This is a genomic window from Arthrobacter sorbitolis (assembly GCF_054510995.1).
Window position 1 is genome coordinate 51,498 of sequence record NZ_JBTNDM010000009.1, and the last position, 15,183, is coordinate 66,680.

Annotated in this window: 15 protein-coding genes, 1 tRNA gene and 1 other RNA gene; 12 read left to right on the forward strand and 5 right to left on the reverse strand. The window is 71.5% G+C overall.

Annotation, left to right across the window (positions count from 1 at the left end; genetic code table 11):
- Positions 1-234: 234 nt before the first annotated feature.
- Genes ACX80K_RS14205 through ACX80K_RS14225 form a run of 5 tightly spaced genes read left to right on the forward strand, consistent with a single transcriptional unit; the run spans position 235 to position 3,690 of the window.
- A complete protein-coding gene (locus ACX80K_RS14205) occupies positions 235-900 on the forward strand; it encodes a TetR family transcriptional regulator (RefSeq protein WP_459272543.1) in 666 nt (221 codons plus the stop codon).
- Positions 897-1,349, forward strand: a complete 453-nt coding sequence (locus ACX80K_RS14210; RefSeq protein ID WP_459272544.1) for a hypothetical protein — start codon at positions 897-899, stop codon at positions 1,347-1,349. Before ACX80K_RS14205 ends, ACX80K_RS14210 begins: the two co-directional genes overlap by 4 nt.
- Entirely contained in the window at positions 1,346-2,293 is a 948-nt protein-coding gene (locus tag ACX80K_RS14215; RefSeq protein ID WP_459272545.1) for a TIGR01777 family oxidoreductase, read from the forward strand. Before ACX80K_RS14210 ends, ACX80K_RS14215 begins: the two co-directional genes overlap by 4 nt.
- A 4-nt stretch (positions 2,294-2,297) precedes the next feature.
- Complete coding sequence (gene thiD, locus ACX80K_RS14220) at positions 2,298-3,119, forward strand: bifunctional hydroxymethylpyrimidine kinase/phosphomethylpyrimidine kinase (RefSeq protein WP_459272546.1); 822 nt, start codon at positions 2,298-2,300, stop codon at positions 3,117-3,119.
- 19 nt (positions 3,120-3,138) lie between these two features.
- The gene (locus ACX80K_RS14225; RefSeq protein WP_459272547.1) at positions 3,139-3,690 is read left to right on the forward strand and encodes a DUF6328 family protein; all 552 of its coding nucleotides are present in this window, start codon (positions 3,139-3,141) and stop codon (positions 3,688-3,690) included.
- Between the two features lie 52 nt (positions 3,691-3,742).
- Here ACX80K_RS14225 and ACX80K_RS14230 read toward each other — a convergent pair whose 3' ends face one another.
- The 3 genes from ACX80K_RS14230 to ACX80K_RS14240 form a co-directional block, all read right to left on the reverse strand.
- Positions 3,743-4,438: a LytR C-terminal domain-containing protein gene (locus ACX80K_RS14230; RefSeq protein WP_459272548.1), complete on the reverse strand. Its 696-nt coding sequence runs from the start codon at positions 4,436-4,438 to the stop codon at positions 3,743-3,745.
- Positions 4,431-4,730 (reverse strand): type II toxin-antitoxin system VapB family antitoxin, encoded by a 300-nt coding sequence (locus tag ACX80K_RS14235; RefSeq protein WP_459272549.1) that lies wholly within the window; start codon positions 4,728-4,730, stop codon positions 4,431-4,433. Before ACX80K_RS14235 ends, ACX80K_RS14230 begins: the two co-directional genes overlap by 8 nt.
- A gap of 67 nt (positions 4,731-4,797) precedes the next feature.
- Positions 4,798-5,733 (reverse strand): ribokinase, encoded by a 936-nt coding sequence (locus ACX80K_RS14240; protein WP_459272550.1) that lies wholly within the window; start codon positions 5,731-5,733, stop codon positions 4,798-4,800.
- Positions 5,734-5,818: 85 nt separating this feature from the next.
- Here ACX80K_RS14240 and ACX80K_RS14245 point away from each other — a divergent pair, with 85 nt between their 5' ends.
- Positions 5,819-6,739 (forward strand): Cof-type HAD-IIB family hydrolase, encoded by a 921-nt coding sequence (locus ACX80K_RS14245; RefSeq protein WP_459272551.1) that lies wholly within the window; start codon positions 5,819-5,821, stop codon positions 6,737-6,739.
- A gap of 55 nt (positions 6,740-6,794) precedes the next feature.
- Here the strand turns inward: ACX80K_RS14245 and ACX80K_RS14250 are convergent, their stop codons facing one another.
- Positions 6,795-7,298, reverse strand: a complete 504-nt coding sequence (locus ACX80K_RS14250; RefSeq protein ID WP_459272552.1) for a glutathione peroxidase — start codon at positions 7,296-7,298, stop codon at positions 6,795-6,797.
- Positions 7,299-7,457: 159 nt separating this feature from the next.
- On the opposite strand from ACX80K_RS14250, the gene ACX80K_RS14255 reads away from it, so the two are divergent.
- Positions 7,458-8,375, forward strand: coding sequence for an oxygenase MpaB family protein (locus tag ACX80K_RS14255; protein ID WP_459272553.1), 918 nt, complete (start codon positions 7,458-7,460; stop codon positions 8,373-8,375).
- 48 nt (positions 8,376-8,423) lie between these two features.
- Here the strand turns inward: ACX80K_RS14255 and ACX80K_RS14260 are convergent.
- Positions 8,424-8,508, reverse strand: a tRNA-Ser gene (locus ACX80K_RS14260).
- 125 nt (positions 8,509-8,633) lie between these two features.
- Here ACX80K_RS14260 and ffs point away from each other — a divergent pair.
- The 5 genes from ffs (at position 8,634) to recR (ending at position 15,176) form a co-directional block, all read left to right on the forward strand.
- Positions 8,634-8,729: signal recognition particle sRNA small type (gene ffs / locus ACX80K_RS14265), an RNA gene on the forward strand.
- Between the two features lie 27 nt (positions 8,730-8,756).
- On the forward strand, positions 8,757-9,710 hold the full coding sequence (gluQRS, locus tag ACX80K_RS14270) for a tRNA glutamyl-Q(34) synthetase GluQRS (RefSeq protein ID WP_459272554.1): 954 nt from the start codon (positions 8,757-8,759) through the stop codon (positions 9,708-9,710).
- Complete coding sequence (locus ACX80K_RS14275) at positions 9,707-13,651, forward strand: DNA polymerase III subunit gamma and tau (protein WP_459272555.1); 3,945 nt, start codon at positions 9,707-9,709, stop codon at positions 13,649-13,651. The genes gluQRS and ACX80K_RS14275 overlap by 4 nt, the downstream gene beginning before the upstream one ends.
- 115 nt (positions 13,652-13,766) lie before the next feature.
- Positions 13,767-14,441 carry a dihydrofolate reductase family protein gene (locus ACX80K_RS14280; RefSeq protein WP_459272556.1) on the forward strand — a complete coding sequence of 225 codons (675 nt, stop codon included), beginning with the start codon at positions 13,767-13,769 and terminating at the stop codon, positions 14,439-14,441.
- A 138-nt stretch (positions 14,442-14,579) separates the two neighbouring features.
- Entirely contained in the window at positions 14,580-15,176 is a 597-nt protein-coding gene (recR, locus tag ACX80K_RS14285) for a recombination mediator RecR (protein WP_459272557.1), read from the forward strand.
- The last annotated feature ends 7 nt before the right edge of the window (positions 15,177-15,183 follow it).

The window sequence follows — 15,183 nt, forward strand, 5'->3', positions numbered from 1 at the left end:
CGGCGGGGAATGCAGGGCAGAGCGCCCTTCTCAGTGCTTGCGGACGCCGAGGGCACAAAGCCGGGCCGTAGTCACAGACCCGGGGGCAAGAACCAACGGGTCTGGGCACCCGGCGCGGCGACAACGCCAGGGTGGACGACGACGGCACGAACCACGGCAGACATCGGCAACTCTTTTGAACGTGTTCAATTCAGGGCTATACTCCGAATTGAACACGTTCAGAAAGAGAGCCCGATGCCCGCCGCCACAGCCAAGAGCGAAGCCACGAGGGAGCTGCTGGTGTCCACCGCGCTCCGGCTCTTCCGCGAGGTCGGCTACGAGAAGACCACCATGCGCGCCATCGCGTCGGCCGCGAACGTCTCCACGGGGAGTGCGTACTACTACTTCGCCTCGAAGGACGATCTCGTGCACGAGCTGTACCGCAGCCTGCAGGAGGAGCACCGTGCCCGCGCACTGCCACTGCTGCGCGAGGGCCAGAACCTCGGTGAACTCCTGCGGATCGTGCTGAACACGGGGATCGACGTCATGGAGCCGTACCACGACTTCGGCTCGAACTTCATCGGCATCGCGATCAAGCCCTCGGCGACGACGAGCCCTTTCGGCAGCGAATCCGCCGTCGCCCGCGCCCGGGCCATCGCCCTGTTCCGGCAGGCCGTGGCCGTGTCGAGGCCTCAACCGCCGCTCGCCATCCGCGACGACCTGCCCGAACTCCTCTGGTTCGCCTACATGGCCGTGACGCTCTTCTGGGTGTACGACTCCTCCCCCTCCCAGGCCCGCACACGCCGGCTCATCCACCAGGTGGCGCCGCTGATCTCGAAACTCGTGATCCTCTCCCGGCTACCGGTGGTCCGGAAGATCGTCGAGGACATCGTGCAGCTGATCCGGGGGACACGGGAATGAGCGCGGACGGCGGGACACCCGACGGCGGGACACCCGACGGCGCATCACCCGACGACAGGCCCCCGGAACGCCGGCGCTTGACCTTCGGCCCGGGCGCCGTCGCCGTCGGATTCCTCGTGGGGGTCGCCGTCCTCGCGCTGGCCTTCGCCTCCTCGTGGGGAGCCGACGCGCCACGGGTCTTCCTGCTGGCGCTCTGGTACGGCCTCGGGATCGGCCTGGTCACGGGGTTGCCCCTCGGCATCGTGCTCGGACTCCTCCTGCGCCCGGTACGCAACCAGTGGGTCCACGTCGGGATCTTCTTCGCGGCGTTCGCGGTGACGGCCTTCCTCGTCACCGCCCTGCTCTCCCCCTCGACACTGCCCCGGGACAGCCTGCCCACCGCCCTCGTCATCGGAGGCGCGGCCGCGGTGGCCCGCGCCAGTATTTGGAAGCTGGTCCGCGTGCAATGAACATCCCGTCGAGCATCAGCACGGTCGTCATCGCGGGAGCCTCGGGCTTCATCGGCACGCACTTCGTCCGCCGATTCACCGAGGCCGGCGTCGAGGTGAGGACCATCGGTCGCGCAGGCCCCACCGTCTGGGGTGACACGAGGGGCATCGCCGCCGCGCTCGACGGCGCCGACCTGCTCGTCAACCTCGCCGGCCGGAGCGTGAACTGCCGCTACAACAAGCGGAACGCGGACGCGATCTTCTCCTCCCGCGTGGACACCACCGAGGAACTCGGCCGGGCCCTCGCCCTGTGCCGTGCCGGCGGAGGCGCGCCGCCTCCGGTGTGGATCAATTCCAGCACCGGCACCATCTACCGCCACGCCACGGACAGGCCCCAGACGGAGGACGACGGCGAACTCGGCACGGGCTTCTCGGTCTCGGTGGCCCGGGCGTGGGAGAGGGCACAGGCCGACGCCGACGCCCCGGGAGTGCGCAAGGTCGCCCTGCGCCTCTCGATCGTGCTCGGCCGCGGCAGTGTGATGACGCCGTTGACAGTTCTCGCCCGGACCGGCCTCGGCGGCCCCATGGGCACGGGCGCCCAGAAGTTCAGCTGGGTGCACCTCGACGACCTCTTCCGCGCCGTGGTGTTCATCGCCGGGTCGCCGTCCCTCTCCGGACCCGTCAACGTCGCCGCGCCGGACGTGGTGACGAACGCCGAACTCATGGCAGCCGTCCGGCAGCACCTGTGCGTCCCCGCGGGCCTGCCGACACCCGCCTGGCTCCTGCACCTCGGCGGGAGGCTCATCCGCACCGAGGCCGAACTCGTCCTGAAGAGCCGCTGGGTGAGCTCCCGCAGACTGCTCGATGAGGGCTTCCGCTTCACCTATTCCACGCTCGGGCCGGCGCTCGACGACATCCTCGCCGGCGCACGGGTGGCCGCCCCCGAGCCGGTTCGGGCAGACTAGGGAGATGGCCGAGACCCAGACCCCCGTAACCCCCGCCGTCACCCTGACCATCGCCGGATCCGAGGCGACGGGCGGCGCAGGCGCGCAGGCGGACCTCAAGACGTTCCAGGAGCTCGGGGTCTACGGCATCGTGGCGCTGACCTGCATCGTCTCCTTCGACCCGAAGAACGCGTGGCAGCACCGCTTCGTACCCGTGGACCAGCAGGTCATCGCCGACCAGCTCGAGGCCATCCAGTCCTGCTATCCCCTGCGCACGGTCAAGCTCGGCATGCTCGGCACGCCGGCGACCATCGACACCGTGGCCACGGCACTGAAGAGCCAGGAGTGGGACAACGTGGTCCTCGACCCCGTGCTGATCTGCAAGGGACAGGAGCCCGGCGAGGCCCTCGACACCGACCAGGCCCTGAAGGCGAACATCCTGCCGCTGGCCACCTTCGTGACACCCAACCATTTCGAGGCGGAGTCCCTCTCGGGGATCACCATCGAGTCCCTCGAGGACCTCGAAGAGGCCGCCCGCATCATCCACCGCCAGAGCGGCGCCGTCGTCCTCGCCAAGGGCGGTGTGCGTCTCGAGGGCCCCGACGCCGTGGACGTCTACTTCGACGGCGAGACCCTCGAGGTGCTGTCCGCCCCGAAGGTCGGCGAGGTCGCCGTCAGCGGCGCCGGCTGCACCCTGGCCGCGGCGATCGCCGCCGAACTCGCCAAGGGCGCGGCACCGCTCGACGCCGCCCGCACCGCCAAGGACTTCGTCACGGAGGGCATCCGCAACCGTGTCGCGTCCAACGCCCCGTTCGACGCCGTCTGGCAGGGCGGCGCGCGCTCCTAGCGGCAGGCGGAGGCGCATCGTGAGCACCGCGACGAACCCGCTCGAGGAGGAGCCCGCCGCGTCCGACGACGTCGCGGACGGATCGGTGCCGGACGACGGACGCGGCGAGAGCAGCAACCAGCGCCTCGACCGGAACTGGCAGGAGATGCTGCAGGAGCTGCGCGTCATGCAGACCGGCATCCAGATCCTGACCGGATTCCTGCTGACCCTGCCGTTCCAGAGCCGCTTCGACGAGCTCGACGACACCCAGGTGATGGTCTACCTGGGTCTCGTCTGCCTGTCGGCGCTGATCACGGCCCTGGTGCTGTCGTCGGTCAACCTGCACCGCGTCCTGTTCGGCCTGCGCGTGAAGGCGACGCTCGTCCGGCACACCGCCGTCATCATCCAGGCGACGATCGCCCTCGTGGGACTCGTCCTCGCGGGTACCGCCTGGCTGATCTTCGACCTCGTGGTCGGCCGATTCGCGGGCCTCGTCGTGGCGGGGTCGGTCCTGCTCCTGGTGCTGCTGCTGTGGATCGTCTATCCGCTGGCGGTCCGTCGTCGGGCGGTGCGGAACCGCGCGGCGTCGTGACCCACCGGGACGGCGGTGTCCACCACGGCGTCGGGCTCACGGCCCAGTACGTCTAAGGAGCGGTGGGGGTCGGCGTCGAGCCCTCCTCGGGCGCGCAGGTGAGCCCTGCCGGGGTGATGTCCACCTTCTCCGGCGGCACGAGGCCGGCGAAGGACGAGCCGAGGACGACGTCGACCGTCCTGTCCTCCCGCTCGTCCGGCACGTAGACCGAGTCGGGGAACGTGCGCTGCAGCGTGAACGCGTTGGCGCGTCCGCCCTCGCCCGAGACGATGAACACGGAGGCGGAGCCACCCTCCCGGTTGCCGATGTCGCGTACCGCGAACGCCCGCCCGCGGAGCTGCTCGGCAGCCGTACCGGCGAGCCCGTCGATAGTCGTGCCGTTGTAGACGTTCACGGTGATCGCGCTCGGGTCCTGGTAGTCGAACGGCCCGGCAGGGCACGTGGACGTGGGCTCCGGGACGGCCTCGGAGGAACCGATCCTGATGTCGCCACGCACGAGGCCGAGCGCCAGGACGACGCCGGCGGCGACCAGCCCGACGAGCACCACCAGCACGATCCCGTGCCGGATCCTGCGCCGGGAGATGCGCCTCCGCCGGGCGGCGTCGTCCTCCTCGAAGACGGTGCCGAGATCGGTCTCGGTGACGATGCGGTGGCCGTGCCACTCGGTCGGATCCCGCCTGGCCTTCGCCCGCTGCTGGCGCGGCGAGTCCTCCGGCCGCTGCCGCCGGGGCGACTCCTGCTCAGTCATCGAGGACGAGGACTCGCGCGTGCAGGATGCTCCGCTGGTGCAGGGCGGTCCGGACCGCGCGGTGCAGGCCGTCCTCCAGGTACATGACGTCGTTCCACAGCACCACGTGGGGGAAGAGGTCGCCGAAGAACGTCGAGTCCTCCGCGAGGAGCGCCTCGAGATCGAGGGTGGTCTTGGTGGTCACGAGTTCATCGAGCCGCACCTGCCGGGGAGGCACTTCGGCCCAGTCCTTGGGGGTCACGTGTCCGTGGTCCGGGTAGGGCCGTCCGTCGCGCACTGCTTTGAAGATCACTGCTACAGCCTAGGTCGTTGCTTCGGCCAATGGAACGTGAGGGGCACGACGGCGCCATCCCCGGGGCTCAGAGGTCGTGCCGCGGCACGTCCGCGGGCAGTGCGGGAAGCCTGTCGTCGAGCGTCGGGTAGGAGGGCTGCGCGCCCGCGTGCTGGACGGCGTAGGAACCGACCCGCACGGCGAACCGGACGGCGTCCTCGAGCGGATCACCGGCCGCGAGCCGCGCCGCGAGGGCACCGACGAAGGCATCGCCCGCACCGGTCGTGTCGACCGGGTCGACGCGGGGCGCGGCCACCGCCAGGACCGGACCGCCGTCGGACACGAGTGCGCCCGCGGCGCCGAGCGTCAGCACCACCGACGCGAAGCCGCGCCCGAGCAGTGCCTCCACCACCGCCCGGTGACCCGACGCCTCCCCGCCCCCGAGCTGTGCCAGGACCAGTGCCCCCTCGTGCTCGTTGACGACCAGCGGATCCGCGCGCAGCAGCACCGCCGGGTCGACCGGGACGACAGGCGCGAGGTTGACGATCACGCGCCCGGACGCGGCCCGGACGGCCGCCTCGGTCGCGCCGGCCGGCAGTTCGCCCTGGACGACGACGACCGCGGCCCCGCCGATGACATCGGCCGATACGGCGACGAGCTGCGGCGTCATGTGCGCGTTGGCGCCGGGCAGCACCACGATGGTGTTCTCGCCGTCGTCGGAGACCTCGACGACGGCGATACCGGTGCTGCCGTCGATCCGCCGGAGCGCGCCCAGGTCGACGCCCGCCTCGGTCAGCGCCGAGAGCGCAGTGCCCGCATACGCGTCCGTTCCCACGGCTCCGACCAGGACGACGTCGGCGCCGAGCCGCGCCGCGGCCACCGCCTGGTTCGCGCCCTTGCCGCCGGGCAGCACGGTCATCGTCCGGCCCAGGACGGTCTCGCCGGGTCGGGGACGGCGTTCGAGGGTGACCACGAGGTCCGCGTTGACGGACCCCACGACGACGATGCCCGGGGTGGTACTCATGCCCAGCAGTCTCCCACGGGACTCGCAGGGCGCCCGGACAGGGGCCGACTACGGGTCGGGTGCAGCTCGGGAACATAATGGGACCATGCCTACGGATGCCCCGATCGACCTGCTCCCCGACGCTCCCTCAGCCCCCGCGCCCGGCGCGGGAAGGCCTGCCCAGGGCTTGCTGCTCGACGTCGACGGGCCGGTGGCGAGCCCCGTCACGCGGACCGTGCCGGCCGGTATCATCGCCGACCTGCTGACGCTCGCCGCCGCCGGATGGCCCGTCGTCTTCAACACCGGCCGCTCGGACTCCTTCATCAGGGAACAGGTCATGGAGCCGATGCTCGCCCGGGGCATCCCGGCCGGGATCACCTTCCACGCGGTCTGCGAGAAGGGAGCCACGTGGTTCTCGTTCACCGCCGACGGCGCAGGCCAGGTCTTCGTCGACCGCGACCTCGCCCTGCCGACCAGCTTCGCCGACGACGTCCGGGACCTCGTGGAGGAGAAGTACTCGGCCCTCATGTTCTTCGACGAGACCAAGCTCGCCATGGTGTCGGTCGAGCAGTCGCTCGACGCGACGAACGCCGACTACCTCGAGGGGCAACGCGCCTTCGACAGCGACGCGCTCGACATCATGCACAGCCACGACATGGGTGCCTGCCGGCTGGACCGCGAGGAGCCGGACAGCGGCGGGGACATCCACTTCCGGGTGGATCCGACCATCATCTCCACGGACATCGAATCCGTGCGCGTCGGCAAGGATCTCGGCGCCGAGCGCGCCCTCACGCTCATCGCCCCGCTCATGGACATCCCGCGGACGTGGCGGACGGTCGGCGACTCCCGCACCGACTACGCGATGGCGGACTACCTGCACGACCAGGGGTTCGACGTCGCGCACGTGGACGTGCGACCCGCCGACGGGATCCCCGCCAAGCCCTACGAGGTGCTCACCGAGGGCACGCTGATTCACGAGGAGGCGGGCGCCGCCTTCCTCACACGCTGCGTCGCCTCCCTGGGCTGACGCGCGGCGCCCCCGCGCCTCCCCACCGCGCCCGCGTGCGCGCGGTGGGGACGCGTCAGGCGGCGGGACGCGCCAGGACGTCCTCGATCGCCGCGACGACCTCGGGGGCGTCAGGCTCCACGGTGGGGGCGAAGCGCGCGACGACGTCCCCCTCGCGGTTGACGAGGAACTTCTCGAAGTTCCATTTCACGAGCCCGGGCAGGACACCGGTCCGGAACTTCGTCAACTGCCCGTAGAGCGGGTGCTGGTCCTTCCCGCGGACGTCGCCCTTCGACAGCAGCGGGAACGTCACGCCGAACGTCGTGGAGCAGAACTCGGCGATCTCGCCGTCGTTGCCCGGCTCCTGGCCCATGAACTGGTTGCAGGGCATGCCGAGCACCACCAGCCCCTCCTCCGCGTACTTCCCGTAGAGCTCCTCGAGCCCGGCGTACTGGGGGGTGAAGCCGCACTTCGACGCCACGTTCACCACCAGGACGGGCTGCCCGCGGTAGTCGCCGAAGGACTTCCGGGTGCCGTCGTTCATGGTGAGATCGATCTGGTACAGGTCCGACGAGGACATGGCTGCTCCCTGGTGGGTGATGGTCCTCCTGCTTCGTTCCGCTCCGCCGCACGGATGGTCCCGGGTCGGCGGGCGGAGCAGGAGCAAACGGGCGCGGGGATACGTTGGAAGGTACGACGGCCGGGGAGGCCGCACGTCATCAACAGGATAGGTCGTCGCATGGGAATCATCGACACGTGGAAGTTGCAGCTCCGAACCACCTTCACGGACGGCGATCCCAGCATCCCGCAGTGGCAGTTCGAGTTCGAGAAGGGCGACGACGCCGGCTACTTCCCCGTCGGTTCGGCGGTCTGGACGGTACACAGCTCGATGACCCCCACGGTGGCGGGCATCCGCGCCCTGCTGCTGCAGGCGCTGCACCCCGGGGCGATGGCGGGTGTCCATGCGCACTCCAGCTTCCGCGAGGAGCCTCTCGGCCGCCTCGCCAACACCATCCGCTGGATCTTCACCGTCACCTACGGGTCGAAGGCCGCAGCCCAGGAGGGGTCGGCGTTCGTCCAGCGCCTCCACACCCGCGTCAAGGGCACGTACACCGACAGCCGGGGCGCGGAACGGCCCTACTCCGCCGCCGACCCCGATCTCACCCGCTGGGTGCACCTGGCCTTCACCGACGCCTTCGTCGCCGCCCACGCCGCGTACGGCGGCCCCATCCCGGGGGGCGTGGACCGGTACGTGGCGGAATGGGCCCACGCGGGGCACCTGATGGGCCTCGAGGACCCGCCCCGGTCCGAGGCGGAGCTCCGATCGCAACTCGCGGCGTTCGACGGTGAACTCACGAACAGCGACCAGGTGCAGGAGGCGCTGACCTACATCCGCCGCCCACCCCTCCCGCGCTCCCAGCGGCTCGGCTACCAGATCCTGCTCGCCGGGGCGGTGGCCACCCTCGAACCGAGGCATCGCGAGATGCTCGGCCTGCGGGTGCCGTCGCTGGGTCCGATCCCCCTGCCGATCCGCACGGCGGTGAGGATCGTCCTCGGAGTGATCCGGCTGGGGCTCGGCCCCGAGGGCCCTGCGGAGGCGGCCGCGAAGAAGCGCATCCGCCGCGTGACCGGCTCCGCCGACCCGTCGACGGCTTAACCAGCTGGACCCCGGCCATGGGGCCGGGGTCCAGCTGTGTGCTTCGAGCGGAGGATGGGGGATTTGAACCCCCGAGGGCGTGAACCCAACACGCGTTCCAGGCGTGCGCCATAGGCCGCTAGGCGAATCCTCCTCATTTGGAGCAGATACCAGAATACCCATACAAGGGCATCCTGCCGAATCGCCCCCTCGCGCAGGCCGCCCGGCCGACACCCGCCGCCGATTCGAAAGCCACGCATGCTCCTGTGTAGACTCTTTCCCGGCCCCTCATGTGGTGTCATCCTGTGAACTCCCCCAGGACCGGAAGGTAGCAAGGGTAAGCGGGCTCTGGCAGGTGCATGGGGGGTCTTCACTTTAAGCGAGCGCAGCGGGAGGTCGGACGTGGCAGGCAAGGGTGCCGGCCGGTTTGCCCCCAGCCCCTCCGGACGGCTGCACGTCGGGAACCTCCGCACCGCCGTCGTCGCCTGGCTGTTCGCCCGGTCGACGGGCCGGCGCTTCCTGATCCGGGTCGAGGACCTCGACCGCGTCCGGGCCGGGGCCGAGGCGGAGCAGCTCGCCGAACTGGCCGCACTGGGGCTTTCCTCCGACGCACCCGTCCTCCGCCAGAGCGAGCAGTCCGACCGCTACGGGCAGGCCCTCGACATGCTGCAGGCACAGGGGCTGGTGTACGAGTGCTTCTGCTCGCGCCGTGACGTCGCGGACGCGGCGAGCGCCCCGCACGGCCGCCCCGGCTTCTACCCGGGCACCTGCCGGGGACTCGGCGAGGACGAGCGGGAACGACGGCGGGCGCAACGGCGTCCGGCGCTGCGCCTCGCCTCCGCCGTCGGAACCTGGACGGTCCACGACCGGCTGGCAGGGCAGGTCACGGCCCCGGTGGACGATTTCGTGCTGCGGCGGAACGACGGCGTGATCGCCTACAACCTCGCCGTCGTCGTCGACGATGCGGCCCAGGGCATCGACCAGGTGGTGCGGGGAGCGGACCTGCTCGAGTCCGCTCCGCGGCAGGCCTACCTGGGGTCGCTGCTCGGGCTGCCGGCTCCCTCCTACGCCCACGTGCCCCTGGCGGTGACCACCCGAGGACGCCGCTTGGCAAAACGGGACGGCGCTGTGACACTGGAGGACCTCGCCGGGCTGGGCCGGTCGCCGCGTGCCGTGCTGGACACCATCCTCGCCTCGCTGGGCCTTCCCGGAGGATCGCTCGAGGCGGCCCTCGCGTCCTTCGACCCCGTCCGGTTGCCACGTGATCCCTGGATCGTGGACCCCGCAACGCTGATCCCCCCCTCCGCCGGCCCGGCATGCAAACCGTCAGCACCAACCGATAAGGTTCATCCGTGAGTACAGCCCTCTACCGTCGCTACCGTCCCGAGACCTTCGCGGATGTCATCGGCCAGGAGCATGTCACCGAACCCCTGATGGCGGCCATCGACAAGGACCGCATCAACCACGCCTATCTCTTCTCCGGGCCCCGCGGCTGCGGCAAGACCACGTCGGCCCGTATCCTCGCCCGCTGCCTCAACTGCGCCCAGGGCCCCACCTCCACGCCCTGCGGGACGTGCGACAGCTGCGTCGGCCTGGCCCGCAACGGATCCGGCAGCCTCGACGTCATCGAGATCGACGCCGCCAGCCACGGTGGCGTGGACGACGCCCGCGACCTCCGCGAACGCGCGACCTTCGCACCCGTCCGTGACCGCTACAAGATCTTCATCATCGACGAGGCCCACATGGTCACGTCGGCGGGCTTCAACGCCCTGCTGAAGATCGTCGAGGAGCCGCCGGAGCACATCCTGTTCATCTTCGCGACCACGGAGCCCGACAAGGTGATCGGCACCATCCGCTCGCGCACCCACCACTACCCCTTCCGGCTCGTCCCGCCGGAACCCCTCATGGCCTACCTGGAGCAGCTCTGCCGGCAGGAGAACGTGCCGGTGGCACCCGGCGTGCTCTCGCTCGTGATCCGCGCGGGCGGAGGGTCGGTGCGCGACTCCCTCTCCGTGCTCGACCAGCTCATGGCCGGTGCCGGCGAGAACGGGCTCGACTACGAGCTCGCCGTCTCGCTCCTCGGCTACACGCACGCCACGCTCCTCGACGACGTGGTCGAGTCCGTCGCCGCCGAGGACGCCGCCACCGTGTTCAACGCCGTCGACCGCGTGATCCAGACGGGACATGACCCCCGCCGCTTCGTCGAGGACCTGCTGGAGCGTTTCCGCGACCTCATCGTCATCAACGCCGTGCCCGAGGGAGCATCGTCGATCCTCCGCGGCGTCCCGGACGACCAGCTGAACCGCATGCGCGCCCAGGCGAACCAGCTCGGCGCCGGGGAACTCTCCCGCGCAGCCGACGTCACCAACACCGCACTCACCGAGATGACGGGCGCCACCTCGCCCCGGCTGCATCTCGAGCTGCTCTGCGCACGGCTGCTGCTCCCGGCAGCGGACGCCACCGTGCGCGGCACCCTCGCCCGGGTCGACCGCATCGAACGCCGCCTCGAGTACGCCGCCGGCACTCCCGCGGCAGAGCCCGAGGAAGCACCGAAGGCGCCCGCCCGCCCGCGTCTCGATGTCCCCAGGACGGCCGAAGAGGCTGCGGCCCGCTGGTCGTTGCCCTCGAACGACCAGGCAGCTCCGGCGGCCGGTGTCGCGGGCGGTGTCGCGGGCGCCCACTCCCCCGCCGTCCCGGCCGCGTCCCGCGGCAGCCGGCCGGGAGGGGCGGGGGCCCCTGAGGATTCGTCGCCCGACTGGGGCGGCAGCTGGGGCGTGTCCACCGACTCCGCGTTCGCCGAGCAGAAGGGCCGTCCGGCCGGACAGCCGACGACCGGCGAGCCCGCACGAACCGGGGACCCGGCGTCGCCCGCCGTACCGGCGGCTGCCGCGCCCCCCGGAGCGCCGGATCCAGAGGTACAGGCGGACGGGCGGACGAACGAGCCGGCGACCGAGCGGACCGCCGTCGCGGAGTCCGCCGCTGCCGGCCCTGCCGCTCCTGCCGCACCTCCGGCCTCTCCTGCTGCGTCGGGCCCCTCGCCGGATCGACCCTCGGCACCGGCCCCCCTGGGCGGCGGGCAGTCCGACGGCGAGCGCGGTCCTGCGGGAGACGACGCGCAGGGACAGGGCCCCTCGGCTCCCCGGCAGGCGCCTGCCGGGCACGGTCAGCGTCCCGACGTCCCCGGCGCACCGGAGGACGGGGCGCCGGCCCGTGGCGAGAGCACCGCGCCGTCGTGGGGTGCGCCTTCCCGACCGCAGGAAGCACCCCCGGCAGCGCCACAGGAACCGTCCCGCAGCACTCCGGAGCACGGTCGACCACAGTCAGAACCGGGCCAGTCAGAACCGGGCCAGTCAGGACCGGGCCAGTCAGGCCCGGGCCGGCCGCAGCAGGATGCCCGGCGCCCGGACCAGGGCCAGTCGGGTCAGCAGGGTCAGCCGGGCGCGTCCGGTGGCAGCGTCGAGATGATCCGCCGCGCCTGGCCCGAGATCATGGACGAGGTCGCACGGATCAAGCGGGCCACCTGGCTGATCGTCAACGTCTCCGCGAAGCCGCGGTCCTTCGAGGGCAACCAGCTGGTCCTCGCCTTCGCGAACCAGGGCAACGCCATCGGGTTCCAGCGGGGACCCCACATGGACAACGTGAAGCAGGCCATCCACAAGGTCCTCGGACTGACGTGTTCCATCGAGGCGGTCCACGACGCCGGCGGGGCGGGTGAGTCGGGCCCAAAAGTACCGGCCAGCCAGGCGGTTCCGGGGAGTAACCCGGGCCTCGCTCCTCCCGCGCCGGCGGCCGCCCGCACTGCTGCCGAAGGCGCCCGGCCCGGCGGAGCGCAGGCTCCTGCCGACGCAGGGAGGGTCGACGGGACGGCCGGGCGCTCCACCCCCGGTGTCGGCCGAGTGAGCGACCAGCCCTCGCCCGGCAACCCCCAGGAGCGCGTCGGCACGCAGCCTGCAGTTGCTCCGTCCCCGCCCGGCAACGCGCAGGAGCGCGGCGACACGCAGCCTGCAGTTGCTCCGTCCCCGCCCGGCAACGCGCAGGAGCGCGGCGACACGCAGCCTGCCGCACCGTCCCCGCCCGGCAACGCGCAGGAGCGCGGCGACATGCCTGTTGAAGCATCGTCGTCGCCCGGCGCTTCCGTGCCCGATGCATCAGGAGCGGCGGCATCACCACCAGCGACAACCACCCCGGCCGCTGCCGGCCCCGGCGCTGCCGTCCCGGGTGTGCCGGAATCCGTGGCCGCGCCGCGAACCGCTGCCGCTCCCGGCGCTTCCGTCCCCGGTGTACCTACACCTGTGGCAGCGGCTCCGGCAGCTGCTCCTGTGGCGTCCCCGCCCGCAGGTACCGCGTCGGGCGATGCTTCCGCGACCGGCGGACAGGCGCCCGCCATGCCATCCCGCTCCGGCAGCCATCCGGCGGTGCGGCCGGCACCCGGAGGAGCCCGGTCGGGCGGCACTCCAGGGCCACGGGACAGGACCGGGGAGAGCACAGGCCAACAGAACCGGACCAGCGGCTCGGGACCCCGCCGCGGGGACGGTCGCGGTGCAGGCCGGACCGCCTCCTCCGAGCCTCCCGCGTCCGAGGCCGTCAGCGCGTGGGATCCGTCGATGTCCGATGACTCCTGGGCGCTGGTCGAGCCGCCCGAGGAGGCCTTCGACCCGGGGGGCGACTGGGGCCCGGTGCCCGAGGATCCGTACGACCGCACGCCCAGGGAGCCGCAGGGGGCTGCACCGGCACGTCCGGCACGTCCGACAAGCACGCCGCCGGCAGCGCGTCCGGACGTCCCGGCCCAGGCCGCGCCCGCCTCCACAGGAGCTCCTGCGACCGGACCGCAGCACGCCGCTGGCGCAGCGGCTCATGCCGCCGGACCGGCGCCGTCGCGCTCTGTGGTGTGGAGCCCTCCCGGGGCCCCGACGCCACCCGCCTCCTCCGCGCCGTCGTCACCCGCACCTCCGCGAGGCCTGGCAGGCGGCGCGCCACGCGGCCCTGTCCCGGACGCGCCCACCGGACCGGCCCCGGCCACCGGACCGAACGCGACTGGTGCACCCGACCGCCCGGCTCCCGCCGAGGACATCCGGCAGAAACCGATCAGCCGATACCAGCAGCTCCTCGACGAGGCCGAACGGAAGCGGGCCGAAGAAGCCGCGGCCGCGAGGGGTGCCGCCGCCCGCCGGTTCATCGAGGACGAGCCCAGCGCGGACGACGAGACGCTCGAGGAGTCCGGACTCGTGGGCCGGACGGCGATCGAACGCATCCTCAACGGACGGCTCGTCGAGGAACGCAGCATCGACGGCCAGTGACCTGCTCCCGTACCGGCCGGACCGGGCCTGGTCGGAGGACCAGCGGCCCTCGCTCTTGAGCGATCGGGATGGGTGGGTCTAGGGTTCTGGCGAACGACCAGCACCAGGAGATGACATGTCACTCGTCCGCGTCCACAACTTCTCGATCTCCCTCGACGGATTCGGCACGGGTGAGGGCCAGCAACTCGACGCGCCGTTCGGTCACGCCGGTCCACGGCTGATGCAGTGGGCTGTCGGCACGCGCACGTTCCGCGAGATGGGCCTCCCGGGCGACGGCGCCGGATCCCTCGGCGTCGACGACGCGTTCGCGGCGTCGTGGGGGTCCGGGATCGGCGTGGAGATCATGGGGCGCAACAAGTTCGGCCCTCAACGCGGCCCCTGGGAGGACGAGGAGTGGAAGGGGTGGTGGGGCGACGACCCTGTCTTCCACACCCCCGTCGTCGTGCTCACGCACCATCCGCGGCCGGTCCTCGAGATGGACGGCGGCACGACCTTCCATTTCGTGGACGCGGATCCCGTCTCCGCGCTCGAGCAGGCCCGCGCCCTGTCCGGCGGCCTCGACATCCGCATCGGCGGCGGCGTCACCACCGTCCGGCAATTCCTCGAGGCCGATCTGATCGACTACCTGCACGTCGTCCTCGTGCCGATCGTCCTGGGCCGTGGCGAACGGCTGTGGGACGGGCTGGAGGGGCTCGAACGACGCTTCGACATCGAGGCGACCCCCTCTCCGTCCGGCGTCCTCCATCTGGTCCTCACCCGCCCGACGGACCGGGCGATGCCCACGGCGTAATCGCGCCGCAGTGACCCGACCCCGGCTCCGCAGGGCGGACAATGGAAGAGCGCTCACCCGCCCTCCGCGGGCGGGCGCGCAGCATGCCGAGGGCGTCGACGTCGCCGGCCGACCGGATCAGCAGAAGAGGGAAACACCGTGTACGAAGGCGCAGTGCAGGAGCTGATCGACGAGCTCGGACGCCTGCCCGGGGTAGGACCGAAATCGGCGCAACGACTCGCGTTCCACATCCTCGAGGCGGACAGCGAGGACATGCAGCGCCTCGTCACGGCGATCACCACCGTCAAGGAACGCGTGAAGTTCTGCACCGTGTGCGGCAACGTCGCGGAACAGGACAGGTGCGTCATCTGCCGCGACCCGCGCCGCGATCCGTCCATGATCTGCGTGGTCGAGGAATCCAAGGACGTGATCGCCGTGGAGCGCACCCGCTCGTTCCGCGGCAGGTACCACGTCCTCGGAGGCGCGATCAATCCGATCGCCGGGGTGGGCCCGGACCAGCTGCGCATCCGCGAGCTGCTCGCCCGACTCTCGGACGAGAAGGTCCAGGAGATCATCATCGCGACCGATCCCAACCTGGAGGGGGAGGCGACGGCCACCTACCTCGTGCGCATGCTCAAGACCATCGGGATCCCGGTGACCCGGCTCGCCTCCGGCCTGCCGGTGGGTGGAGACCTGGAGTACGCCGACGAGGTGACCCTCGGACGGGCGTTCGAGGGCCGCCGGGCCATGTCCTGACCCCACC

Coding starts and splice junctions, on each gene's coding strand:
- ACX80K_RS14205 (WP_459272543.1), top strand. CDS start 235: ATGCCCGCCGCCACAGCCAAGAGCGAAGCCACGAGGGAGCTGCTGGTG.
- ACX80K_RS14210 (WP_459272544.1), top strand. CDS start 897: ATGAGCGCGGACGGCGGGACACCCGACGGCGGGACACCCGACGGCGCA.
- ACX80K_RS14215 (WP_459272545.1), top strand. CDS start 1,346: ATGAACATCCCGTCGAGCATCAGCACGGTCGTCATCGCGGGAGCCTCG.
- thiD (WP_459272546.1), top strand. CDS start 2,298: ATGGCCGAGACCCAGACCCCCGTAACCCCCGCCGTCACCCTGACCATC.
- ACX80K_RS14230 (WP_459272548.1), bottom strand. CDS start 4,438: ATGACTGAGCAGGAGTCGCCCCGGCGGCAGCGGCCGGAGGACTCGCCG.
- ACX80K_RS14240 (WP_459272550.1), bottom strand. CDS start 5,733: ATGAGTACCACCCCGGGCATCGTCGTCGTGGGGTCCGTCAACGCGGAC.
- ACX80K_RS14245 (WP_459272551.1), top strand. CDS start 5,819: ATGCCTACGGATGCCCCGATCGACCTGCTCCCCGACGCTCCCTCAGCC.
- ACX80K_RS14250 (WP_459272552.1), bottom strand. CDS start 7,298: ATGTCCTCGTCGGACCTGTACCAGATCGATCTCACCATGAACGACGGC.
- ACX80K_RS14255 (WP_459272553.1), top strand. CDS start 7,458: ATGGGAATCATCGACACGTGGAAGTTGCAGCTCCGAACCACCTTCACG.
- ACX80K_RS14280 (WP_459272556.1), top strand. CDS start 13,767: ATGTCACTCGTCCGCGTCCACAACTTCTCGATCTCCCTCGACGGATTC.